Genomic DNA, 22,696 nt, shown 5'->3' with positions numbered 1-22,696 from the left:
TCCTGTGCGGCCTGTGGATTACCCGCGGGTTGTGGAGAACTCCGTCACCGCCCCGTACCGTTCACGCACCTCGCGGTAGCGCGCCAGTTCCGCCGCCACAGGGTCGAGGACCCTGGCCCTGCCGCAGCCGGCGGCGGCCTCACGGAGCCGCCGTTCCGCCTCCTGCCCGTACCGGCGCGAGGGCCCCCGCGCCGCGGCGGCGCACGACCACTCGACGAGCGGCCCGCCGGCCACGCCGGCCAGCATGAGCAGGGCCGGCACGATCAGGCCGGGTTCGAGCACGCCCACGATCTGGCCGAGCAGCCACAGTCCGCCGAAGATCTGGAGCAGCGTCATGGATGCCTGCACGAGTACCGCCGCGGGCCACCACGCCGGGCGCGGCGGCCTGCCGACACGGCCGCCCGGAGCTCCGGCGACGGGGGCGCCCGGGGTGCGCACGGATCCGTCCGGACGCGCCGGGGCGGACCCGGTGTCCCCGCTCCCGCTCCTCCCGCGGGAGCGTCCCCCGGTTACCGCCTGCGCTTTGCGTGACAGCTCGTCCAGCGCTTCCGGCAGCCCTTTCGCCCCGTTCACCGCAGCCTCACGCACAGCCTGCGCCCACGGTGCGGGCAGCCCGTCCACCGCGTCGTCCGCCAGCTTCCGCACGGCCTGCTCCACCCGCTGCCGGGCGGTGATCTCCTCCTCGGGCTGCGTGAGCACCTGCGCCATCAGGTCGAGGCCACCCAACTGCCGGGTGGACTCGTACCAGTGCCACAGCCGCAGCCAGGGTGTCCCGCAGGCCCGTCCCGCGTTCCTGCGCCACTCGCGTTCCGCCGCCTGCCCCGCCGTGCCCGCGCCCACGGCATCCGCGAGCCGGTCGGTGAACTCCTCGCGGACCCGCTCGCCGAGCCCCGGCCGCCCCTCGGCGACGTACACCGGCCGGAGCCGAGCGGCGGCCGCGTCCACGTCGGCGGACAGCCTGCGCGCCGCCGCCGTACGGGCCTGGACGAACCTGCCGAGCAGCTCGCGCAGGTCACCCACCCCGGCCCCGGTGAGCGCGGACAGGGACATGACCGTGGCACCCGGCTCGCCGTGCTCCCCCACCGGAATCCCGTCCTCGTCGAGCAGCCGGCGCAGATCGTCCAGGACCAGATGGGCGGCCTCTCCCGGTAGCCGGTCGATCTGGTTGAGCACGACGAAGGAGATCTCCGCGTGTCCGGCGAACGGCCGCAGGTAGCGCTCGTGCAGCGCCGCGTCGGCGTACTTCTCCGGGTCGACGACCCAGATCACCGCGTCGACCAGGGCCAGCACCCGGTCCACCTGCTCCCGGTGGCCGGTCGCGGCCGAGTCGTGGTCGGGCAGGTCCACCAGGACGAGGCCCTGCAGCGCCTCGTCGACGGCCGTGAAGCCTTGTACGGGCCTGCGCCGCAGCCGGCCCGGGATGGCCAGCCGGTCGAGCAGTCCGGCGGCACCATCGGTCCAACTGCAGGCGATCGGGGCGGAGGTGGTCGGCCTGCGCAGCCCGGTGTCGGAGATCTGGACGCCGGCCAGCGCGTTGAAGAGGGTGGACTTCCCACTGCCGGTGGCCCCCGCGACGGCGACGACCGTGTGCCGGGAGGACAACCGCTGACGGGCCGACGCCTCGTCGAGGACGCGTCCCGCCTCGGCGAGGGTGTCCCCGTCGAGCCGGGCGCGGGAGAGGCCGACCAGTTCACGGAGGGCGTCCAGCCGCGGCCGCAGGGGGCTGCCGGGCAGTCCGTATGCCTCGACCTGGGGTTCCGCGTCGTCGTCCACGGGAGACGGCTCGTCCTCGGCGCCCTCCTGCGCCGCCTCCGCGGCACGCCGCGCGATGAGCCCGTCGTCCCAGCACCCGTCGTCCCTCCGGGTCTCTTCCGGGGCTGTGTGCTCCGGCCCCTGTCCGTGGTCCCGGCCCTGGTCAGTGACGGCAGTCATCGCTGCCACCTCTCCTTCTGCAGTACGGACAGCGCGGCGATGAGTTCGGCCTGCGGCTCGGGGGCGACCTCGAGCGCGTCCAGCGGGGCGAGCCGCCGGTCGCGCTCGCCCCGGATGACCTGGTCCAGGCAGTCGGTGAGCAGGACCCCTCCCTTGTCGCGGAGCCGCAGCGCCCCCTGGGCGCCGATCCGTTCGGCGAGCTGCTCCCCGGCCCCCCGGGCGCGGGTGCCTCCGAGCAGTGCGGCGGCCAGCAGTGCCGCCACCGTCTCCGCGTCGGGCGCCGCGTTGCGTTCGAGCAGCCGGACCTCCTCCTCGGCCAGTTCCTCGAGGACCCGCCGCCAACGCCGTACGGCCATGCCGATCCGGCCCTGGACGTCCTCGGCGGGCCCCCATCCGCCGGCTTCCCGGCCGGCGTCCTCGAACCGGAAGATCCCGCCGGCGGGCTCGCGCTGCCAGGTCGCCCGGATCTGCTCGTCGGACGCCGCCACGGCGCACTGCAACAGGGCCACGAGGCTTTCCACCAGTGCGTCCAGAAGCTCCCCGGCGGTGCTGTAGAGCGGATATCCGCGCCACCGGGTGCGGGCGCCGCCGGAGAGCACGGCGCCGTCCCGGAGCCACCGGCGAACGCGTGACAGCTCCTTCCCGTACGCCTCCTCGACCACACCGGTCAGCCGCACGGCCGCGGCGTACTGCGCGGCCACCGCGCCGGCCAGCTCGGGCATCCGTACGTTGAGCGAGTCGATGACTCCGGACGCCGTACGGCCCACGGCCTGCTGACGGGCCGCCGGGTCCAGTGCGCGGTGGGTGAGCCAGGCGCGCAGAGGGGCGACGGCCGTGGTGGGCAGCAGCCCCGAACCGCCGCCCGCGGACTCGGGCAGCTCGGGAATGGTGAAGCGGGGGACCTGGCCCAGACCGGCCCGGGTGAGCAGGGCGGCGTACTGCCGGGACACCTCGGCGATCACCTGGTGCGGCACCCGGTCAAGGACGATGACCAGGGAGGCGTCGTACTCCTTGGCGGTACGCAACAGGTGCCACGGCACGGCGTCCGCGTAGCGGGACGCGGTGGTCACCATGACCCACACGTCGGCGGCGCAGATGAGTTCGGCGGCCAGGACCCGGTTGCGCACGACGAGCGAGTCGATGTCGGGGGCGTCCAGGAGCGCGAGCCCCCGGGGCAGCGTCGCCGCCGTCTCCACCCGCAGCACGGTGTCGTCGTCCCCGTCGGCCCCGAGGTGGTCGAGGCCGTCGGGGTCCGGCACCTGCCCCGGGGGGAGCCACACCCGGGTCAGCTGCGGCAGTACCCGCACCCCGGCGAACCAGTGGTGGTCGTCCGGGTGGCAGACGAGTACAGGGGTCCGTGTGGTCGGGCGCAGCACACCGGCCTCACTGACCCGGCAGCCCACCAGCGAGTTGACGAGCGTCGACTTCCCCGCGCCGGTGGATCCACCGATCACCGCGAGCAGCGGTGCCTCGGGGTCCTTCAGGCGGGGTACGAGGTAGTCGTCGAGCTGGGCGAGCAGTTCGGTCCGCGTCTGCCGGGCGCGTGGGGCACCCGGCAGCGGAAGTGGAAGACGCACGGCAGCGACACGGTCGCGCAGGGCGGAAAGTGCGTCGATGAGCTGGGGCCGTACATCCATGGTTACCACATGTGAAGAATGCCCAATTTTAACGCCTTTTTGAAGCGTATAGGCCCCCTCTGCGCGGCGAATCCACCCCACGGACAGAGGGGACGAGTGGGGCGCAGGCATAACGAGTGCACAACACCCGGGGCGTGAGGCGCCAAAAGCGATGCGTGAATCGCACCTACCTGCGATTATCGGTTCGCTTCACCGAACCTCCACATCGTGCCACGCAGGTGAAGCAACCAGGACGAGGTGATCTGAGCCCTATCCTTGTCCCGGCAAGGTCACGGATGGCTTGAACCAGGCCCTCCGGGGCACCAGGCCGACACCCGGCCCCCGTAGCTCAGTGGATAGAGCAGGCGCCTTCTAAGCGCTTGGCCGCAGGTTCGAGTCCTGCCGGGGGCACACACATCCATACAGGTCAGAGCCCGCCTCAAGCCCTTCGCGTAAACACTCGCGAAGGGCTTTCCCTTCAGCACCGCTCCCAGTCCGTCACCGACCACCAGCCCCTTCGTCCACGGCGATCTGTTCCGACGGCCCAGCGGCGCTTCGATGTGGTGTCGCGGGCTTGGACCCGCTTGGTCGAAGGCGTCGAGGCGACCGGCATGGACGAACGGGTGGTCTATGCCCTGCTGCCCGCCTTCTCGGACGCCAAGGTCCGCCGCACCGTCTACCAGCAGGACGCCGACCTCAGTGACCAGCAAGCCATCCGCGACATCCGGGAACTCGTCGCCCGCGGCTGGCTCGTCCCCCACGGCAAGGCCCGAGCCCGCTCCTACGCCCCAGGCCCCCTCATGAACCCGGTCCGAGAAGAGGTCCGCCAGTCCACGGAGCCATACACAGATCCCTACCGACGGGAGCGCTGACCCGGCTCGCCCGCTCAGGTGGCCGAGTGGGCCGGCACCGGACGGCGTAGCGAACGCGCAAGTGCCGGACCGCCCCCCACCTCACGGTGGGGAGGGCCCGGCACTGACCGCCTTCAGGGACCGTCAGCGATTCACTTCGGCTCGACCGGCGGGCACGTACCCGTGTCCTCGCCGATCGAGTTGATCTCGGCGTTGGACCGCGGGTCGCCCGCGTAGTCGAGCTGATCCGTGCACTTCACGCCGGACGGCGACTTCTGGACCGGCGGGCATGTACCCGTGTCCTCACCGATCGAGTTGATCTCGGCGTTGGACCGCGGGTCGCCCGCGTAGTCGAGCTGATCCGTGCACTTCACGTCGGACGGCGACTTCTGGACCGGCGGGCACGTACCCGTGTCCTCACCGATCGAGTTGATCTCGGCGTTGGACCGCGGGTCGCCCGCGTAGTCGAGCTGATCCGTGCACTTCACGCCGGACTGGGCGGGCGCGCCCGACGACTGGGCGGACGTGCCCGACACCTTGCTCTCCGCGGTGTCGGCCCGGGGGGTGCTCGCGGCCGCCGCGGACGAGCTGCTCGTGGCAGAGGACGCGTTGCCGGCGCCGTCGTTGCTGCATGCCGTCAGCGCCAGGCCGAGGGCCACCGCGGTCATGGTCATTACCGAGATCTTCCGAGTGCGCATGCTGGTGTCTGTCCTCTGCGTGGGGGCTGTCGCCCCTGGGAAGCGGGTGAGCTGGGCGACTGGTCGTCCGTGTGGTTTTCTGTCCTGCCAGACGGTCGGTGCGTTGCGCCAGTTGCCTCTTGATCGCGCTCAGGACACGTTCGTGACATGCCGGTGGCCGCACCGTGAAGTCAGCGGCCTCGGGGTCTCGATGAGTGGCTCGCGCCATACGGTGGCCGGGTGACGCCGATCAACGTGCGTCCCGATGCTGGAGATCGAGGGCAACGACTTCGTGCGTCGGCTGAGGCACCGAGGTCACGACATGACTCCTCACTCGCCTCCGAGCAGGCCGACGAGACCCGCCAGGCCCTCGTCGCCGTGGCCCTGGGCGGCCCGGCCGCGCATCAGCTCCATGTAGGGGACGAGCAGCCGAGGATCGACGGACTGACCCCGCGCCGTGGCCAGGAGTGTGTCGTTGGCCGCCGACATCATGGCGAGGTTGGAGGTGACGCCCTCGGTGTAGTCGCCGCTTTCCAGCTGGGCGGCGACCTGGTGCGCGGATCCGGACATGGCCTGGAGCCATTGCGCGAGCAGGGTGGCGAACCGGGCCCGGTCGTAGTCCTTCTCGGGGCGCATCAAGGCGAAGGCATGAGTGATGCCTGCGAACATGCCGGTCATCGCGCTGAGCAGGGCGATGTCGTGCAGTGCGGCGTGGCCGGGGTCCTCGCCGACGAACTCCGCACCCGCGGGGGCCTCCAGCGCCTCGCGGTAGCCCTCAAAAAGCGCGTGATCGCCGCTGTAGAAGATGTAGCCACCGGTCTCCGGCCGGCCGATCATCGGGGGGACGGCCATGATCCCGCCGTCCAGGAAGCGGGCCCCCCGCTCCTGGGCCCAACGGGCGCGCTGCTGGGCCTGGGCGGGTGTGCTGGTGGTCAGGTTGACCACGTTCTTGCCGTGCAGGTCGACGCCGTCGAGGGCTTCACCGACGGAGGCGTCGTCGAGCAGGCAGAGGACGACGGGGCCGGTGGCCGCGGCTACCGCCTCGCCCGGGGTCGCCACCGCCCGCGCGCCCTCGCGTACCAGTGGTTCGGCCTTCTCCTGGGTGCGGTTCCAGACGGTCAGCGGATGCCCTGCGGTCAGCCAGGCGCGGGCGAGCGCGGTACCCATGTCGCCGAGGCCGAGGAGTGTGACGGGAGTGCGAGAAGTGCTGTGGGAGTCCATGCCGATCAGGCTCTTCCACGCCCGGACCGTGGACAAGTACGCACTTAATAGTGGGTGACTACCTCAAGGGTGCGTGGCTGACCAGGCGGGACGCGTGCATCTGCGGCACCGACGTGGTCGGCGACAGGCGGCAGACACAGCACCTGACTCAGGTCATCGCGGAGCTTGGACGTACGGATGAATGGCTGCCCATGGTGGGCAGCCTGGCTCCCGGCGCTCCGGGGTCGTCATGCACCGATCGCGTCGGTGGCGCCTCGGCCCCCTGCCCGTGCTTGCCCGGGGCCCCGGCCTGTCGATCAGCACCGCCCCGATTCGCTCCGTGCGCCCGCCGTCCCCGACTTGCCGAACCCGGGCACATGCGGTGGTCTCGGAGGTGGAAGGGTGCGCCCCAGTTGGAGGTGAACCACTGTGCTGTTCGCCGACCGCACGGATGCCGGGCGGCGGCTCGCCGTCGCCTTGCGGCATCTGGAGCGGCGGGATCCCGTCGTCCTGGGCCTGCCGCGTGGCGGGGTCCCGGTGGCGTACGAGGTGGCGCAGGCCCTCGGTGCCCCGCTCGACGTGATCGTGGTCCGCAAACTCGGTGTGCCGCACCACCCCGAGCTGGGCTTCGGTGCCATCGGTGAGGGCGGGGTCCGGGTCATCAGCGACGAGATCGTCCGCCGGGCCGGGGTACGGGGCAAGGACCTCGTGGCCGTCGAGCGCGCCGAGGAGGCGGAGCTCGTACGGCGGGCGCAGGCGTACCGGGAAGGCCGGCCGCGCCTGTCCCTGAAGGGGCGCGCGGTGGTGGTGGTGGACGACGGGGTCGCCACAGGGGCGACCGCGCGGGCCGCCTGCCAGGTGGTACGGGCGCAGGGCGCGGCCCACGTCGTGCTGGCCGTGCCGGTCGCGTCACCGGATGTCGCCGCCCGGCTCGGCGAGGACGTCGACGAGGTCGTGTGCCTCTCCACGCCGAGCTTCTTCTCCGCCGTCGGTGAGTGGTACCGGGACTTCTCCCAGACCTCCGACGAGGAGGTCGTCTCGCTGCTGGCGCGGGCTACCGGAGGTCACGTCACGGCCGAGGAGGTCGAGGTGGACGCGGGCGGGGTCCCGCTCCCCGGGGATCTCGTGCTGCCCGGGGGCGCCGAGGCGGTCGTGGTGTTCGCCCACGGCTCGGGCAGCAGCCGCCACAGCCCGCGCAACCGTGCCGTGGCCACGGCCCTGAACCGCGCCGGCCTGGGCACCCTGCTCTTCGACCTGCTCACCCCCGGGGAGGAGGTCTACCGCGCCAATGTCTTCGACATCGGCCTGCTGGCCGGGCGGCTGGCGGACACCACCGGCTGGCTGCACCGCCGCGTCTCCCTCCCGGTCGGCTCCTTCGGTGCGAGTACGGGAGCGGCGGCGGCGCTGCGGGCCGCGGCCGAAGCGGGCTCGGGCGTCGGCGCCGTGGTCTCGCGCGGCGGGCGCCCCGATCTGGCCGGGGCCGCACTGTCCGGGGTGCGTGCGCCCACCCTGCTCATCGTGGGCGGTGACGACACGACGGTGATCGACCTCAACCGGCAGGCGCAGTCCGCGCTGGAGTGCGAGAACCGGCTGGAGATCGTCCCGGGCGCCACCCACCTGTTCGAGGAGCCGGGAGCCCTGGACCGGGTCGCGGAGCTGGCCCAGGACTGGTTCACGACGCATCTGGCGGCGCGGGCCGCCTGACACCCCGGGTGGCCCTCCCTCAGCGGCGGGCGACCGCCCTTCCGTAGGGGACGAGCCGCACCGGCCCCACCAGTCCGTACTTCTGCCGCTGCGCCACCCCGAAGACGGGCGCGTTCGACACCCGCAGCCGGTTGAGGAGGGTCGTGGCGACCTCCACCTCGATGGTGTTGGTGCCGCTGCGCAGGTACGGGCCGACGTCGACGGTGGTGGTCAGCTGGTCGGCGGGCGGCAGATGGCGTCCGTTGACGGTGACGCGGTAGGTGTCGAAGACCTCGCCCAGTTCCAGCGTCGCGCCGTGGCCGCCGGTCCAGGGCCCGCCGAGGCGGACGGTGGCGCGGTAACGGCCGATACCGGAGGAATCGGCGAGTTCCGGGATCTGCGACCAGGGGACGAGCCCGTCGAGCTCGACCGTGCGGCGGGTCCTGACGGTGGCGGAAGGCCGGGCGCCCGGGGTCCAGTCCTCGGCCGTCAGCGTCCAGCGGGTCAGCGGGATCGCCTCGGGTACGTCGTCGAGGCGGGCCCGGACCGTACGGCCGTCGCCGAGGGTCGTGGCGTACGTCCCCGGGCGGGTGTCCCGGATCTCCACCTTGCCGCCGGCCACGCGGCGCACCTCGGCGGCCTCGGTCGCGGTGGCGTGCCACTGCGGGGCCGGGCCGGTGGCCCAGCGGCCGGGGCGGGCGGTCGCGATGATCGTGGTGGCGCCGGGTTCCAGGGTGATGCGGAGCCGGAGGCGTCCGTCGGGCAGCCGTGTGTACACCGCGAGCGGCTCGATCGTGCCGGTCCACGCGTCGAGGCGGTAGGGCACGACATCACGGTGGCGGGTGGTGAGGGTGACGTCGTGGCTGATCCGGGTGCCGGTCGAGTTCTTCTTGCTGACGGCGTCGTTGGCGAAGAAGTAGTAGTCGGCGTCGGTGTCGGCGCGGTGGTTGTGGAGCAGCATCGAGGACTCGGCGTACTCGACGTCGCGGGTGAGGCCGAGCGCGGCGATGCCCTGCGGGACGTCGGGGCGGTCGGGGACGTTGCTCACGGTGGGCTGGGCGAGCAGCTCCCGGATCAGGGCGAGGAGCCGGGCGTTGTCGCCGGTGCGGGGCATGCCGGGGACATGGCCGTCGCTCCAGTCGCCGATGACGATGATCGGCAGGCCCTCGCGGGCGTAGCCGAGGAGCTTCTGCGCGACGTCCGTCTGGAGGGTGTGCTCGCGGTTGATCATGACGTCGCCGTCGACGAGCAGCGCCTTGTAGGCGGGCCCCTCGGGCGCGAGCCTGCCGTTCTTCACCACGGCGTTCGGGAGGCTCAGCAGGCGTGGACTCAGGAAGAGGTGGGTCCAGCCGACGGGTACTCCGTCGGCGGTGAACCAGGAAGCGCCGAGTCCGGAACCGGCGTAGCCCTTCTGCCACAGGACGCCGACGTCGACCTTGTTGACCCCGGTCCGGAGCACCTGCTGGGTGCGGCTCAGATAGCCCGCGATGTCGGGGGCGTGGCCCCAGGTGGGCTGGCGCGGGCCCCAGGCCTCGCCGTAGCCGGTGCCGCCGTTGTACGGGGAGAAGGCGGCGAAGCCGGGCCAGGCGGCGCCGGGCGCGGAGGCGTACGCGAAGCCGTGGAAGACGGCCTGGTTGACGCCGGCCGCGTACTGGATGACGAGCTTCTTGAGCGTGGCGTCCCAGGTGGTGGCGTAGGCGCCGCCCGCGGTGCCGCCGGCCTCGTTGGAGAGGATCAGCTTGCCGCCCATGTCACGGCCGCCGGCGAGGGTGCGGAAGTCGTCGAGGTTCTTGAAGCCGAGCGACTCGCCCTCGGAGATGTCCAGGAGCGCCGCCTTGTACATGGCGTCGGTCTGGAGTCCGTACGGCTGGATGCGCAGCTGCAGGCCCAGGCCGTGGGCCCACTCCTGCACCGGGAGCAGGTGGTTCTCCACGTACAGCTCGGTGACGACCTCCATGAAGTCCCGCCGGACCGCCTTGTTCGTGGCGGCGTCGAAGGCGAAGACGTACTTCTCCTTCGTCTGGAGGAGCGCGGGGAGGTACGGGGCGAGGGCGTAGCCCGTGCGGCGTTCGAACTCGGCCTCGATGCCGGGGGTCCAGAGCGTGGCGTGGGTCTCGATCTCGAGGGAGTCCTCGAAGAGTGCGCCTCCGTTCTCCTTCAGCAGGGCGCGCATGCGGGGGGTGAGGATGTGATCCTCCCAGTGGTCGATGACCGCGCGGGTGCCCGCCGCGCTGAAGTGGTCGACGACGTAGCTGAGCGGGGCGGTGTGGGCGGGGCCCTCGGGGCGCTGGCCGGAGCCCCTCAGCCAGCAGGCGATGACGAGCCAGGTGCCGTCGTCGGGGGCCGTCCACTCCAGGGTTCCGGCCGCCGGCACCCGGGAGGTGAGGTCGGTGACGGTGTCGAGGTCGAGCTGTACGGGCGCGGCGGTCGGCGAGGTGCCTGCGGTGACCCGGGCGGCCAGGACGCGGTGGAGCGTACGAGCGGTGACACCGGAGCTCGGGGCGGTGACGGGCTCGGGCAACGGGCCTTCGAGCGTGGTGCCGGCGGGCAGGACCGTGACGCCGTGCGCGATTTCCTTGACCGCGCCGGGGCTGTCGGGCGTGATGCCGGGGACGGCGGCGGGCCAGGCCGGTCCGAGGGTGAGGTCGACGACGATGTCGCGCTTGCGGGCCCTGCGCAGGGCGGTTTCGACGGCGTCGGTCCAGGCGCGGGTGCCCCAGCCGTGGCGCACCGGGTCGATGGGCTCGGAGACGCTGTGGGTGACCGCGGCGATCTCGACCCCGCCGAAGCCGGCGGCCGCGATCTGGTCGATCTCCCGCTCGATCTCGTCGGCGTCGACCAGGGCGTCCGGCCACCACCAGCGGAACTTGGGGCGTACGGGGGCGGCGGGGGCCGCGAAGCGGCGGGCGAAGGCGCCCTCGGCGGCGGGGCCCGCGGCCGGGGACGCGGGTGCGGCCGTCGCCTCGCCGGCGGAAAGGGGCAGGGCGGCCAGCGCGCCCGCCGCCGCGGCCATCCCGAGGACGGCCCGCCGTCCGAGGCCGGTGTGCGGACCCGCACCGCCGTCCGCCTCGGCGTGCGCCGCCGCGTCGCTCACGGCCGTCTCGCCGATGCCCGGTCTGTTCTGCATCTCGCCACCCTGCTGGTTCGCCCGTGCCGGCACATAGGTCGCGGTGCAGACACACATGGAGGTTTGAACGATTCAATATCCCGGCCGGAACTTATGTGACCTCGGCGACCGACCACAAGGGGTATGCACGATCTTCTCCCTGCGGACACCACCGGCACGGACATCCAGCCGACCGACATCGTGCACATACAGGGGCGAAACGGCAGGTGACGCCCTGTCGCACCCTTCCGGCGTGAAGTCTTGACGCTTGCAGCGGCAGCACTTAGCTTGCCACCGGGCGCCGTAAAACGTTTCAACTCATCTTCGGGGAAGCCTTGTTCACAGCCGACCGGGCCTCAGTGTCCGACGGCCGCTCCCCGCAGGAAGGAGCCCGGCCCTTGACTGCCTCGCCTCCCCCGCCCCCGCCGATCCCCTCACGCCGATGACGCCAGGTCCCGGCGCGTGTTTCCGGCAGGGCGGGGCTCGTCGTCCTCCCCGGTCCTGACCATCCGGCGCGAACACCTGGTGCGCACTTGTGAGTTCAGCGATACAGGACCGTTATGTGAATCGATTCAACCACCGGTTTGATAGTGGGCCGCCCCGAAGGCTGTCAAGGGCGCCCACGCATTCCCCCCTTCAGGTCGCACACCGCCCCTTTCCCCGGAACTTCTCGCCGGGAACCCATTGACTGTGCCCGCAATCCCCGTTTAGCTTCCGAGCAACCTCATTGAAACCTTTCACGGCGCGTGGAGCGGAACAGTCCCACCGCTGAGGAGCTCCCATGAACAAGTCCGCCCCGGACCCGGCCCCGGTCCTGGCCCTGAAGGGCGTGAGCAAGTCCTTCGGTGCCGTACGGGCCCTGCAGGACGTGTCCCTGCAGTTGTTCCCCGGCGAGGCCCACGCACTCGCGGGTGAGAACGGCGCAGGCAAGTCGACCCTGATCAAGGCCCTCGCCGGAGTGCACCGTCCGGACGGCGGCGAGGTGCTCCTCGACGGCGAGCCCGTCGTCTTCCACGGTCCGGCGGACGCGCGTGACGCCGGCATCGCCGTCATCTACCAGGAGCCGACGCTCTTCCCCGACCTGTCCATCGCCGAGAACATCTTCATGGGACGCCAGCCCCGGCGCTCACTCGGCCGCATCGACCGCAAGGCCGTCCACGCGACCACCGCCGGGCTGATGCGGAGGCTCGGGGTCGACCTGGCACCGGACCGGCCCGCCCGCGGACTGTCGATCGCCGACCAGCAGATCGTCGAGATCGCCAAGGCGCTCTCCTTCGACGCCCGCGTCCTCATCATGGACGAGCCGACCGCCGCACTCACCGGCAGCGAGACCGCGCGGCTGTTCTCGGTCGTGCAGGCGCTGCGGGCCGAGGGCGCCGCCGTGCTCTTCATCTCGCACCGCCTCGACGAGATCTTCGAACTCTGCCAGCGGGTCACGACCCTGCGCGACGGCCGGTGGATCTCCTCCGAGCCGCTGGAGGGGCTCACCGAGGACGATCTGGTGCGCCGGATGGTCGGCCGTGACCTCGACGACCTCTACCCCAAGCAGGAGGCCGAGGTCGGCGACGTCGCCCTGTCGGTACACCGGCTGACCCGCGAGGGTGTCTTCCGCGACGTGTCCTTCGACGTCCGCCGCGGCGAGATCGTCGCGCTCGCCGGGCTCGTCGGCGCCGGGCGCACCGAGGTCGCCCAGGCGGTCTTCGGCGTCGACCGCGCCGACGCCGGCGAGGTGAAGGTGGCCGGCACGGTGCTGCGCCCCGGTTCGCCGACCGCCGCGATGGACGCCGGGCTCGCGCTCGTACCCGAGGACCGGCGTCAGCGCGGGCTGGTCATGGATATGTCGATCGAGCGCAACATCGGTCTCACGGGCCTGGACGAGGTCCGCAAGCGCGGCCTCGTCAGCCGGGCCCTGGAGCACGACCGGGCCGCCGACTGGGCGGTGCGTCTCCAGCTCAAGTACAACCGGCTGGCCGACGCCGTGGGCGTACTGTCCGGCGGCAACCAGCAGAAGGTCGTGCTGGCCAAGTGGCTGGCGACCGGCCCCGCCGTACTGATCGTCGACGAACCGACCCGCGGGATCGACGTCGGCACCAAGGCGGAGGTCCACCGGCTGCTCTCCTCGCTCGCGGCGGAGGGCCTCGCCGTACTGATGATCTCCTCCGACCTTCCCGAGGTCATCGGCATGGCGGACCGGGTGCTCGTGATGCACGAGGGCCGGCTCGTCGCCGAGATCCCGCGCGAGAGCGCCACCGAGGAGTCGGTCATGGCCGCGGCCACCGGACGCAATGAGAGGGAAGCGGCATGACCACCACCATCGAGAGCCCCCCGGACACCGCGAAAGCGCCGGAGCGGAGTGCTACCTCGCTCGTGGACGCGGTCTTCCGGGCGCGCGAGATCTCCATCGCCGGGGCCCTGGTCCTGCTGATCCTCGGCACCTACCTGGCCAACCCGCGCTTCCTGTCCGACCAGGGCATCAAGGACCTGCTGCTCAACGCGTCGATCCTGGTGCTGCTCGCGGTCGGCCAGTCCGCGGTCGTGATCACCCGCAACATCGACCTGTCCGTCGGCTCCGTCGTCGGCCTGTCCGCCTTCGCCTGCGGCAAGTTCGTCGCGGGCAGCGACCACGGTGTGCTGACCGTGATGCTGCTCGGCATCGCGATCGGCGTCGTCTGCGGCCTGGTCTCCGGCGCCCTCGTCAGCTTCGGCAAGGTACCGGCACTCGTCGTGACCCTGGGCATGCTCTACATCATCCAGGGCATCGACTACTGGTGGGCGCAGGGCGAGCAGATCAGCGCCTCCGACGTGCCGGAGGCGATCCTGGGCCTCGGCAGCGGCAGCGTGCTGGGCATCCCGTACCTGCCGCTGATCGCACTCGTCCTGCTCGCCGCGACGGCGTACTTCATGCGCGGCTACCGCTCGGGGCGCGAGCTGTACGCCATCGGGTCGAGCCCCGAGGCCGCGCGTCTCGCCGGCATCCCGATCCGCCGCCGGGTGCTCGCCGCGTACGCCTTCTCCGGGGCCGTCGCCGGATTCGCCGGGGCCCTGTGGCTGGCCCGCTTCGGCACCGTCGTCGCGGACAACGCGCACGGCTGGGAGCTGACCGTCGTCAGCGCCGTCGTCGTCGGCGGTGTCGCGATCACCGGCGGCACCGGCACCGTCTGGGGCGCCGCGCTCGGCGCCCTGCTGCTCACCACCATCGGCAGCGTCCTGGTGGTGCTCAAGGTGGACTCCTTCTGGCAGGGCGCCATCACCGGCGCGCTCCTCCTGCTGGCCATCAGCGTCGACCGGATCGTGAACCTGCGGATGACCGCCGCACTGAGGAAGAGGAACGCCCGTCATGACCACGGCGCCTGACACAAAGACGGCTCCCACGCCGCGGGCCGGAACGAAACCCTCCCTCGTGCGCAGCCTGGCGCTGCGCTGGGACACCGCGGTCGGTGTCCTGCTGGTGGCGGTCCTCGTCGTCGGGCTGGGGACCACGGAGGGCTTCGGTTCAGCTGGGAACCTCGCGTTCGCCTTCAACGACATCGCCGAAGTCGCCATCATCGCCCTTCCGATGACCCTCCTCGTCGTCGCCGGGCAGGTCGACCTGTCGGTCGCCTCCATGCTGGGCCTGGGCAGCGCCCTGACCGGCGCGCTGTGGGAGGCCGGCTGGGCCTTCGAGACGATCGTGCCGGTGGTACTCCTGGTGGGCGTCGCCGGAGGCCTCCTCAACGGCTGGCTGGTCACCAAGGTGGGGCTGCCGTCCCTGGCCGTCACCATCGGCACCCTGGCGCTCTACCGGGGTCTGGCCTCGGTGGCGCTCGGCAGCGACGCGGTGACGGACTTCCCGCAGGTCTACGCGGACTGGGCCGTCGACACCACGACCGTCCCCGGCACCTTCCTCACGTATCCGGTGCTGCTCTTCATCATCCTGGCAGCGATCACCGCGGTGGTGCTGCACGCCACCGGCCTGGGCCGCTCGCTCTTCGCGATCGGCGCCCAGGAGGAGGCCGCGTACTTCGCCGGCATCCGGGTCAAGCGGATCAAGCTGCTGCTCTTCGTGGTGACCGGGCTGTTCTCGGCCTTCGCGGGCGTCGTCTTCACCCTCCGCTACGGAAGCGCCCGCGCGGACAACGGACTCGGCTTCGAGATGCTCGTCATCGCCTCCGTCCTGCTCGGCGGCATCGACTTCGACGGCGGGAAGGGCACGCTCTTCGGAGCGGTCGCCGGTGTCCTGCTGATCGGTGTCCTGAAGAACCTGCTCACCCTCAACGACATCGCCAACGAGGTGCAGGTCATCGTGACCGGCCTGCTGCTCGTCGCGTCGGTCCTGACCCCACGGATCATCGCCACCGTCGTCGAACGACGGCACCGGCGGGCCGCGAACGCCCCCGCTCCCCAGCCGTAACCCTCTTCTCCCTCCTCGAAAGGCACACGCCGCCATGATGCTCCGCAATGCCGCTGGGCGCCGCGCCGTCGCGACCGCAGCCACCGCCGTCTCCCTCGCCCTCGCCCTCACCGCCTGTTCCGGCACCACGAAGGACAGCAAGGACAGCGGCGGGAGTGCGAAGGCCGGCAACAGCTCCGCGAAGGCCGACCCGGACGCCCCGCTGAAGAAGGGCCTGAAGATCGCCTTCCTGCCCAAGCAGATCAACAACCCGTACGAGAAGATCGTCGACGAGGCGGGCATCGCGGCGGCAAAGGAGTACGGCGGCACGGGCAAGGAGGTCGGCCCGTCGGACGCGAACGCGTCCTCGCAGGTCTCCTACATCAACACCCTGATCCAGCAGCGTCAGGACGCCATCCTCGTCGCGGCGAACGACCCCAACGCGGTGTGCGGCCCGCTCAAGCAGGCCATGAAGAAGGACATCAAGGTCGTCGCGTACGACTCGGACACGGCGAAGGACTGCCGCCAGCTCTTCATCAACCAGGCCAGCTCCGAGGAGATCGGCCGCAGCCTGGTCCAGCACCTCGGCGAGCAGATCGGTTACAAGGGCAAGGTCGCGATCCTGTCGGCCACGCAGAACGCGACGAACCAGAACACCTGGATCGAGTTCATGAAGGAGGAGCTGAAGCTCCCCGCGTACAAGGAGATGGAGCTGGTCAAGGTCGCGTACGGCGACGACGCGGACCAGAAGTCCTTCCAGCAGACGCAGGGCCTCATGCAGGCCTACCCCGACCTCAAGGGCATCATCTCGCCCACCACGGTCGGCATCGCCGCCGCGGCCCGCTACCTGAGCGACTCCTCGTACAAGGGCAAGGTCGTGCTCAACGGGCTGGGCACGCCGAACCAGATGCGCAAGTACGTCAAGGACGGCACCGTCGAGCAGTTCTCGCTCTGGAACCCGGAGGAGCTCGGCTACCTCGGCTCGTACGCGGCCGCGGCGCTGGCGTCGGGGCAGATCACCGGTGCGGAGGGCGAGAAGTTCAAGGCGGGCAAGCTCGGCGAGTACACGATCGGCAAGGACGGCGAAGTCATCCTCGGGGAGCCGACCGTGTTCGACTCCAAGAACATCGACACGTTCAACTTCTGATCGGAGGACCGGACTCCATGCAGCGCGTCTGTTTCCTGCTGAAGGTCCGTGAGGACCGCAAGGACGAGTACCGCGAGCGCCATGCGGCGGTGTGGCCGGAGATGCTGTCCGCACTGTCGGAGGCCGGCTGGCACAACTACTCGCTGTTCCTCCGTGAGGACGGCCTGCTGGTCGGCTATCTGGAGACGGAGGACTTCGACGCGGCCCGGGAGGCGATGGCGGCGACGGAGGTCAACGCGCGCTGGCAGCGTGACATGGCCGGCTTCTTCGAGCAGTCGGAGGCCGCCGACGAGGCCATGGTCCCGCTGACCGAGGTGTTCCACCTGGCCTGAGGCTCCGTGCCCGATGCCCGCCCTGGCTGTCACCGGCTGTCACCGGCTGTCAGGGCGGACGTCTGTCAGGACGTGGTGGAAGTCCCCGTACGTCCGGGTACTCCACCTCCTCGGGGAGCTCATGGCCGAGCGCGGTGAGCCGGGCCGCGACGTCCGCGGGGCTCCGGCCCGTCAGGCTCGCGCTGCGCCAGGGGCTGCCGAGGATCAGGGCACCGCCACCGACGGGCCGGCCCGGCAGGAGTGGGCCCCTGCCGGGTCCGGGCGGCCGTGTCAGCCGAGCTCGCCTTCGCCCTCACCGCCGGGCGGTTCGTCGCCCCCGCCGTTCCTGATCCGGTCGGCCTGCTCGATCGCCGTGGCGAGTTTCTCCACCGAGCTGTCCTCGGTGGACGACGCCAGCTTCCTCGCCCGTGAGGCGAGTTGACCGAGTGACGGCGTGCCCGGTAGGTCACCGCCCCGTAGCGTGTCCGCGAAGTACGCCGCCACCGCGGTCACCTGGAGCCGCGGCGCAGCACCGTCCCAGAGCTTCCCGTCGATCGCGCCGGTCTCCACCGACCCGGTCTCCTCGTGCGCCGTGCGTGTCTTCGGGTCCAGCCAGCGCACCGTCGCCGTCGCCACACGGCCGGAGGCGCCCTCACGGAGCCGTACGGCGTAGAGCGCGGTCACCGTGTGGCCGGGGCCCACCTCGCCGCCGTCGACGCTGTCGTCCCGGAAGTCGTCGTCGGCGACCTTGCGGTTCTCGTAGCCGATGAGCCGGAACTGCTTGACGGTCTCGCGGTCGAAGGCCACCTGGGCCTTGGCGTCACGGGCCCGGAGTTCGACATGGGCGGGCAGCTGGTCGACGAAGACCTTCCTGGCCTGCGTCTCGTCGGCGATGTAGGTGGTGTTGCCGTCGCCCTTGTTGGTGAGCCGTTCCATCAGCGCGTCGCCGTAGTCGCTGCCGACCCCGACGCCGAACAGGGTGATGCCGTACTCCTCGCGCGCGTCACCGATGCGTTCCAGGATCGCGTCGGCGTCGGTCTCGCCGGTGTTGGCGAGCGCGTCGGAGAGCAGGACGACCCGGTTGGTGGCGCCCTTGCGGTGGCCTTCGACCGCTTCCTCGTAGCCCTGCTGGACGCCTGCCGCCACGTTCGTGCTGTCGGCGGGTTCCATCTCCTCGATGGCGTCCCGGACCTTGGTGCGGTTGCCCTGGAGGCGGGTCATCGGCAGCCGGGTCTCGGCTTCGCCGCTGAAGGTCACCAGGGAGACGGAGTCGTCGTCGCGCAGCTCGTCGGCGAGGACGCCCAGCGAGGTCTTCACCAGGTCGAGGCGGCCCGGTTCGGACATCGATCCGGAGATGTCGACGACGAAGGTCAGCGCCGCGGGCGGACGGTCGCCCGCGTCCGAGGCCGCCTTGGTGGCCAGTCCGACCCGTACGAGGGACCAGTCGGAGGCCGCCCCGGGGCGGGCGCCGTCGACGTTCACCGAGAAGCCGTTGTCCTTCGGCCGCTCGTAGCCCTGGCGGAAGCTGTTGACGAATTCCTCCGGGCGCACCGTGCCGGCGGCCGGCAGCTGCCCGTCGCCCAGGGTACGGCGGGCGTATCCGTAGCCGGCGGTGTCCACGTCGAGGGCGAAGGTCGACAGGTAGTCGGGCGCCGCGCTCTCCCGTGCCGCGCCGTCCTCCGCCCGGCCCGCCGCGTCCTCCTCCTGGCCCGGCACGGCGGACGGAGCGGCGGGGGGCTGTTCGCCCCCCGCCGGTCCGCCGCTGCCGGCGACACCGCGGTCGGCGGAGGTCTCGCTGACCGTGCCCCCCGCGCCGCAGCCGGTGATCAGGATTCCGCCGGCCAGGAAGAGCGCGAGCACCCCCTGCCGTGTCCGTGTCCTGCGTTCCATCGGTACCCCCCACGTCGTGGACATTCATGAATGTGACGTGTGGGACGGCCGGGCGGAGTCGTCAAAAGCGTTGCGGAACCGTCTCGATGACGCAACGACGGGCACGGACAGGGCGGTGCGTCAAGGTCAGGACACGATGTCCTTACGGCTGAACCCTCGGAAGGCGAGCGCGAACAGGATCAGGGCATAGGTCACCGATACGGCCGCGCCCTTCACCATCCCGCCCCATGCGAGGTCGGGCTGGAGCGCGTCGGCCCAGGCGAACTGCCAGTGGGCGGGCAGGAACTCGCGCCAGGTGCCGAGTGCGGTGACCGCGTCCAGGACATTGCCGACGATGGTCAGCCCGACCGCGCCGCCGACCGCGCCGAGCGGTGCGTCCGTCTTCGTCGACAGCCAGAACGCCAGCCCGGCGGTGACGAGTTGGGAGACGAAGACGAAGGCGACGACGAGCGCGAGGCGCGGCACGGTGTCCGAGGTGCTGAGCTCGCCCCCCGTGGGCAGCCGCAGCGGCCCCCAGCCGTACGCCGCCGCTCCGGCCCCCAGGGCGACGAGCGGCAGCAGCACCATCGCGGCGAGGCTGAAGCCGAGCGCCACGACGAGCTTGCTCCACAGCAGCCTGGCCCGGGGCACGGGCGCGGCGAGCAGGTAGCGCAGCGAGGACCAGCTCGCTTCGGAGGCGACCGTGTCCCCGCAGAACAGGGCCACGGGCACGACCAGCAGGAAGCCGGCGGAGACGAAGAGGCAGGTCGCCGCGAAGTTAGCGGCGGACTCCGTCGCCACGTCCATGAGGTTGATCCGCGAGCCGCCTCCTCCGCCGCCGCCCTCACCGCCGCCCGGGGTGCCGCCGACCGCGAAGGCGATGATCAGGACGAACGGCAGGGCCGCCAGCACCCCGCCCATCAGCAGGGTGCGCCGCCTGCGCAGTTGCCTCATCGCCTCCACGCGCAGCGGCAGGGTGCGGCGGGCGTGGTAACCGGGGGCTTCGGCGAGTGCCTGGATCTCTGGTGCGGAGCTCATGCGGATCCTTGGGAGATGAGGGTGAGGAACGCGTCCTCCAGGCGGCGGTGCGGCCCGACACCCGTCACCGGCACGTCGAGACGCACCAGATCGGAGACCAGCTGCGCGGCTGTGGCGCCGTCGAGCCGTACGAGCAGACCGTGACCGTCGTCCAGGCGGACGGCGGAACCGATGCCCGGGAGGGCGGCCACCTTGTCCACGAGTGGTTCGGCCACCTCGGCGTCCGTGGTGACGAGCAGCGTGTCGCCGGAGCCGGTGATCTCGGCGACCGGGCCGGCCTGGACGAGCTGCCCCCGGTCCATGACCACCAGGTGGGTGCAGGACTGTTCGACCTCGGAGAGGAGGTGGCTGGAGACGATCACGGTCCGGCCCCCGGCCGCGTACCGGATCATCACGTCCCGCATCTCACGGATCTGGGGCGGGTCGAGACCGTTGGTCGGTTCGTCGAGGATGAGGAGGTCCGGCATGCCGAGCATGGCCTGGGCGATGGCGAGGCGCTGCCGCATGCCCTGGGAGTAGGTGCGCACGGCGCGGGCCAGGGCGTCACCGAGTCCGGCGATCTCCAGGGCCTCGTCGATGTGGGCGTCCTCGGCGGGCCGTCCGGTGGCCTGCCAGTACAGCTCCAGGTTGGATCGGCCCGACAGGTGGGGGAGGAAGCCCGCGCCTTCGACGAAGGAGCCGACGCGGGACAGGACGGGCGCCCCGGGGCGGATCGCGTGCCCGAAGACGCGGATCTCACCGGCGTCGGGGGTGATGAGCCCCATCAGCATGCGCAGGGTGGTGGTCTTGCCCGCGCCGTTCGGTCCGAGGAGGCCGAGGACCTGACCCTGCTCCACCCGGAAGCCGAGGTCGCGCACGGCGTACCGGTCGGCGGACTTGGCGTACTTCTTGGACAGGCCGGTGATCTGCAACGGCACTCCGGTCAGCGCCGGGTCGGGGGCGGGGGTGGCGGTGCGCCGCCGTGCGGTGAGCAGGAGGGCGGCGGCGACGACCAGCGCGGCGGCCGGGAGACCCCAGGTCCACCAGGGCGTCGTGACCGCGGCGGTCTTCACGGCGGGGGCCGTGGGGACGGTCAGCGCCCCGTCGAGGGAGACGGTGTACGTCGCGGGCTCGGCGGGTGAGGCGTAGGCCAGGTCCGTCGCGGAGAGGACGAGGCGGAGCCGGTGCCCGGCGTCCACCTCGTGGTCGACGGCGGGCAGGGTCAGCTCGACCGGCTTGCCCTGCTCCTCGGGTGTGATCCGGTAGGGCGAGACGAGCTGGGAGGGCAGCACCTGCTGCTTCCCGTCCGGCGAGACGTCGTAGACCTTGCCGAAGAGCACCGCGTCGCCCTGGTCCGCCTTCACGTTCACGCGGACGGTGGGCGATCCGGTGACGTGTACGGCGCGGTCCAGCGGGGCGGAGTCGAAGCGCGCGTACTGCCCGGGGAAGTCGAGGGAGAACCCGACGCCGAGCGAGGACAGCTGGGAGAGCCCGCCACCGATGCCGGGGACGGCGGAGATGGAGGGCGGGTTGGCTCCGGCGGGGTTACGGAAGGTCTGGGTCCCGCCGCCGGCGGGGGCACCCTGCCCCCCGCCGCTCGCTCCTGCCAGGGTGATCTTCTTACCGCCGCTGGTCAGTCCGGGGTACGTGTCGCTGCTCGCGCCGCGCTTCAGGGCGGCGCCGTCGGTGGAGTCGACGCCGCCGGTACGGGTCACACGGAAGCCGGGCCCGGTGTCGGCGCCCTCGTCCTCCTTCAGATACCGGTCGAACCAGTCACCGACCCGGCCTTCGACGCGGTCCCCCTCGTCGTCGCCTCCGTCGTGCCCGCCCGCGATCCAGTCGACGGACACCGGCGCGCCGTTGGCCTTGATGGCCTCGGCCATGGCGTCGGCCTGGCCGAGCGGGAAGAGCGAGTCGCTCTGACCCTGGAGGATGAGCGCGGGTACGTCGATCCGGTCGGCCACGGCCTCGGGGGAACGTTCCGTCAGGAGGGCGCGCGCGGCGGCGTCCGGTTCGCCGCTGACGGCGACCCGCTCGTACATCTCGCAGAGCTGCTTCTCGAACTTCTCGCAGCCACCGCCTGAGCTGACGAAAATGCCGGCCCACAGTTTCTTGAACACTCCGTCCGGGAAGAGCGCGTCGGCGAGGTTCCAGTAGCTGATCACCGGTGCGACGGCGTCGACCCGGTCGTCGTACCCGGCGGCCAGCAGCGAGACGGCGCCGCCGTACGAGGCGCCGGTGACACCGACGCGCGGGTCGCCCTTCGCGTCCTGCTCGACCTCGGGCCGTTGCGCCAGCCAGTCGATGAGCCCGGACACGTCCTTGACCTCGCCGTCGGGGGCGTTGAGCGTGATCTCGCCGCTCGTCCTGCCGAAGCCGCGCGCGGACCACGTCATGACGGCGTACCCGTCGGCGGCCAGCTGCTCGGCCTGGGCGCGCACCTCGTCCTTGCTGCCGCCGAAGCCGTGTCCGATGAGGACGGCCGGACGGGGCTGTGTGCCCCCGGAGGTGAAGTACGAGGTGTCGACCGACACCCCGTTCATCTTCATCATCCGGTCCGTCCGGTGCACGGGCGGTTCACTGTCGTCGGCGACGGCGGTCCAGGTCCCGGCACCCGCGAGCACGGCGAGGGCGGCGACGACCGCGGCCCACCGGCCTGGGGTACGGGGCAGCCGGTGCCGCCACCGGGAAGTCGGTTTCTCCATGACTCGACCCTAAACGGAACGCGCGGTGCCCCAGGATGCCGCCAGGGGGAGGCCCCCGGCCTCCCTGAGAGGTACGGCGCGGCCCGCCCGTACTCCGCATGCGGTACACCGAACGCACGAAAGGCCCAGACGTGGACATCCGCCCCGCGACCACCGTCGCGGAGCTCCTCGCGGCGCCGCCCCTGACGAACGTCCCATACGGCCTCTGCCGTT

The 22,696-nt window shown here is 71.6% G+C and carries 15 protein-coding genes and 1 tRNA gene; 8 read left to right on the top strand and 8 right to left on the bottom strand.

Annotation, left to right across the window (positions count from 1 at the left end):
* Positions 1-18: 18 nt before the first annotated feature.
* Together ACFYSH_RS21890 and ACFYSH_RS21885 are read right to left on the bottom strand one after the other, a co-directional pair.
* A complete protein-coding gene (locus tag ACFYSH_RS21890; RefSeq protein ID WP_388754549.1) occupies positions 19-1,932 on the bottom strand; it encodes a GTPase in 1,914 nt (637 codons plus the stop codon).
* Entirely contained in the window at positions 1,929-3,569 is a 1,641-nt protein-coding gene (locus ACFYSH_RS21885; protein WP_388754546.1) for an ATP-binding protein, read from the bottom strand. The genes ACFYSH_RS21890 and ACFYSH_RS21885 overlap by 4 nt, the downstream gene beginning before the upstream one ends.
* A 317-nt stretch (positions 3,570-3,886) precedes the next feature.
* Between ACFYSH_RS21885 and ACFYSH_RS21880 the strand changes: the two genes are divergently transcribed.
* Positions 3,887-3,959, top strand: a tRNA-Arg gene (locus tag ACFYSH_RS21880).
* 200 nt (positions 3,960-4,159) lie between these two features.
* The gene (locus ACFYSH_RS21875) at positions 4,160-4,420 is read left to right on the top strand and encodes a hypothetical protein (protein WP_388754543.1); all 261 of its coding nucleotides are present in this window, start codon (positions 4,160-4,162) and stop codon (positions 4,418-4,420) included.
* A 131-nt stretch (positions 4,421-4,551) separates the two neighbouring features.
* Here the strand turns inward: ACFYSH_RS21875 and ACFYSH_RS21870 are convergent, their stop codons facing one another.
* Together ACFYSH_RS21870 and ACFYSH_RS21865 are read right to left on the bottom strand one after the other, a co-directional pair.
* Positions 4,552-5,073: a hypothetical protein gene (locus tag ACFYSH_RS21870; protein WP_388754540.1), complete on the bottom strand. Its 522-nt coding sequence runs from the start codon at positions 5,071-5,073 to the stop codon at positions 4,552-4,554.
* Positions 5,074-5,406: 333 nt separating this feature from the next.
* On the bottom strand, positions 5,407-6,297 hold the full coding sequence (locus ACFYSH_RS21865; protein WP_359475029.1) for an NAD(P)-binding domain-containing protein: 891 nt from the start codon (positions 6,295-6,297) through the stop codon (positions 5,407-5,409).
* 408 nt (positions 6,298-6,705) lie between these two features.
* Between ACFYSH_RS21865 and ACFYSH_RS21860 the strand changes: the two genes are divergently transcribed.
* A complete protein-coding gene (locus tag ACFYSH_RS21860) occupies positions 6,706-7,980 on the top strand; it encodes a phosphoribosyltransferase family protein (protein WP_359475032.1) in 1,275 nt (424 codons plus the stop codon).
* 19 nt (positions 7,981-7,999) lie between these two features.
* Here the strand turns inward: ACFYSH_RS21860 and ACFYSH_RS21855 are convergent, their stop codons facing one another.
* Complete coding sequence (locus ACFYSH_RS21855; RefSeq protein WP_388754537.1) at positions 8,000-11,086, bottom strand: glycosyl hydrolase; 3,087 nt, start codon at positions 11,084-11,086, stop codon at positions 8,000-8,002.
* Between the two features lie 760 nt (positions 11,087-11,846).
* Here ACFYSH_RS21855 and ACFYSH_RS21850 point away from each other — a divergent pair.
* The 5 genes from ACFYSH_RS21850 to ACFYSH_RS21830 are packed head-to-tail and all read left to right on the top strand — an operon-like array spanning position 11,847 to position 16,913.
* Complete coding sequence (locus ACFYSH_RS21850) at positions 11,847-13,370, top strand: sugar ABC transporter ATP-binding protein (protein WP_388754534.1); 1,524 nt, start codon at positions 11,847-11,849, stop codon at positions 13,368-13,370.
* On the top strand, positions 13,367-14,419 hold the full coding sequence (locus tag ACFYSH_RS21845) for an ABC transporter permease (RefSeq protein ID WP_388754532.1): 1,053 nt from the start codon (positions 13,367-13,369) through the stop codon (positions 14,417-14,419). Before ACFYSH_RS21850 ends, ACFYSH_RS21845 begins: the two co-directional genes overlap by 4 nt.
* Positions 14,403-15,455: an ABC transporter permease gene (locus ACFYSH_RS21840; RefSeq protein WP_388754529.1), complete on the top strand. Its 1,053-nt coding sequence runs from the start codon at positions 14,403-14,405 to the stop codon at positions 15,453-15,455. The genes ACFYSH_RS21845 and ACFYSH_RS21840 overlap by 17 nt, the downstream gene beginning before the upstream one ends.
* Before the next feature lie 34 nt (positions 15,456-15,489).
* Positions 15,490-16,581, top strand: a complete 1,092-nt coding sequence (rhaS, locus tag ACFYSH_RS21835; RefSeq protein ID WP_388754526.1) for a rhamnose ABC transporter substrate-binding protein — start codon at positions 15,490-15,492, stop codon at positions 16,579-16,581.
* Between the two features lie 17 nt (positions 16,582-16,598).
* A complete protein-coding gene (locus ACFYSH_RS21830; protein ID WP_359475050.1) occupies positions 16,599-16,913 on the top strand; it encodes an L-rhamnose mutarotase in 315 nt (104 codons plus the stop codon).
* Positions 16,914-17,183: 270 nt separating this feature from the next.
* Here ACFYSH_RS21830 and ACFYSH_RS21825 read toward each other — a convergent pair whose 3' ends face one another.
* The 3 genes from ACFYSH_RS21825 to ACFYSH_RS21815 all read right to left on the bottom strand — a co-directional run bounded on the left by ACFYSH_RS21825 (position 17,184) and on the right by ACFYSH_RS21815 (position 22,483).
* Positions 17,184-18,782: a von Willebrand factor type A domain-containing protein gene (locus tag ACFYSH_RS21825; RefSeq protein ID WP_388754523.1), complete on the bottom strand. Its 1,599-nt coding sequence runs from the start codon at positions 18,780-18,782 to the stop codon at positions 17,184-17,186.
* 126 nt (positions 18,783-18,908) lie between these two features.
* On the bottom strand, positions 18,909-19,799 hold the full coding sequence (locus ACFYSH_RS21820) for an ABC transporter permease (RefSeq protein ID WP_388754520.1): 891 nt from the start codon (positions 19,797-19,799) through the stop codon (positions 18,909-18,911).
* The gene (locus ACFYSH_RS21815; protein WP_388754517.1) at positions 19,796-22,483 is read right to left on the bottom strand and encodes an alpha/beta fold hydrolase; all 2,688 of its coding nucleotides are present in this window, start codon (positions 22,481-22,483) and stop codon (positions 19,796-19,798) included. The genes ACFYSH_RS21820 and ACFYSH_RS21815 overlap by 4 nt, the downstream gene beginning before the upstream one ends.
* Between the last annotated feature and the right edge of the window lie 213 nt (positions 22,484-22,696).

It is taken from the genome of Streptomyces sp. NPDC005791, assembly GCF_042871485.1.
Classification (GTDB): domain Bacteria; phylum Actinomycetota; class Actinomycetes; order Streptomycetales; family Streptomycetaceae; genus Streptomyces.
This window is presented reverse-complemented; position numbering and strand designations above follow the sequence as displayed.

Excerpts from the sequence above, each read along its gene's own strand:
- ACFYSH_RS21890 (WP_388754549.1), bottom strand. The coding sequence starts at position 1,932 with ATGACTGCCGTCACTGACCAGGGCCGGGACCACGGACAGGGGCCGGAG.
- ACFYSH_RS21885 (WP_388754546.1), bottom strand. The coding sequence starts at position 3,569 with ATGGATGTACGGCCCCAGCTCATCGACGCACTTTCCGCCCTGCGCGAC.
- ACFYSH_RS21875 (WP_388754543.1), top strand. The coding sequence starts at position 4,160 with ATGGACGAACGGGTGGTCTATGCCCTGCTGCCCGCCTTCTCGGACGCC.
- ACFYSH_RS21870 (WP_388754540.1), bottom strand. The coding sequence starts at position 5,073 with ATGACCATGACCGCGGTGGCCCTCGGCCTGGCGCTGACGGCATGCAGC.
- ACFYSH_RS21865 (WP_359475029.1), bottom strand. The coding sequence starts at position 6,297 with ATGGACTCCCACAGCACTTCTCGCACTCCCGTCACACTCCTCGGCCTC.
- ACFYSH_RS21855 (WP_388754537.1), bottom strand. The coding sequence starts at position 11,086 with ATGCAGAACAGACCGGGCATCGGCGAGACGGCCGTGAGCGACGCGGCG.
- ACFYSH_RS21850 (WP_388754534.1), top strand. The coding sequence starts at position 11,847 with ATGAACAAGTCCGCCCCGGACCCGGCCCCGGTCCTGGCCCTGAAGGGC.
- ACFYSH_RS21845 (WP_388754532.1), top strand. The coding sequence starts at position 13,367 with ATGACCACCACCATCGAGAGCCCCCCGGACACCGCGAAAGCGCCGGAG.
- ACFYSH_RS21840 (WP_388754529.1), top strand. The coding sequence starts at position 14,403 with ATGACCACGGCGCCTGACACAAAGACGGCTCCCACGCCGCGGGCCGGA.
- rhaS (WP_388754526.1), top strand. The coding sequence starts at position 15,490 with ATGATGCTCCGCAATGCCGCTGGGCGCCGCGCCGTCGCGACCGCAGCC.
- ACFYSH_RS21830 (WP_359475050.1), top strand. The coding sequence starts at position 16,599 with ATGCAGCGCGTCTGTTTCCTGCTGAAGGTCCGTGAGGACCGCAAGGAC.
- ACFYSH_RS21825 (WP_388754523.1), bottom strand. The coding sequence starts at position 18,782 with ATGGAACGCAGGACACGGACACGGCAGGGGGTGCTCGCGCTCTTCCTG.
- ACFYSH_RS21820 (WP_388754520.1), bottom strand. The coding sequence starts at position 19,799 with ATGAGCTCCGCACCAGAGATCCAGGCACTCGCCGAAGCCCCCGGTTAC.
- ACFYSH_RS21815 (WP_388754517.1), bottom strand. The coding sequence starts at position 22,483 with ATGGAGAAACCGACTTCCCGGTGGCGGCACCGGCTGCCCCGTACCCCA.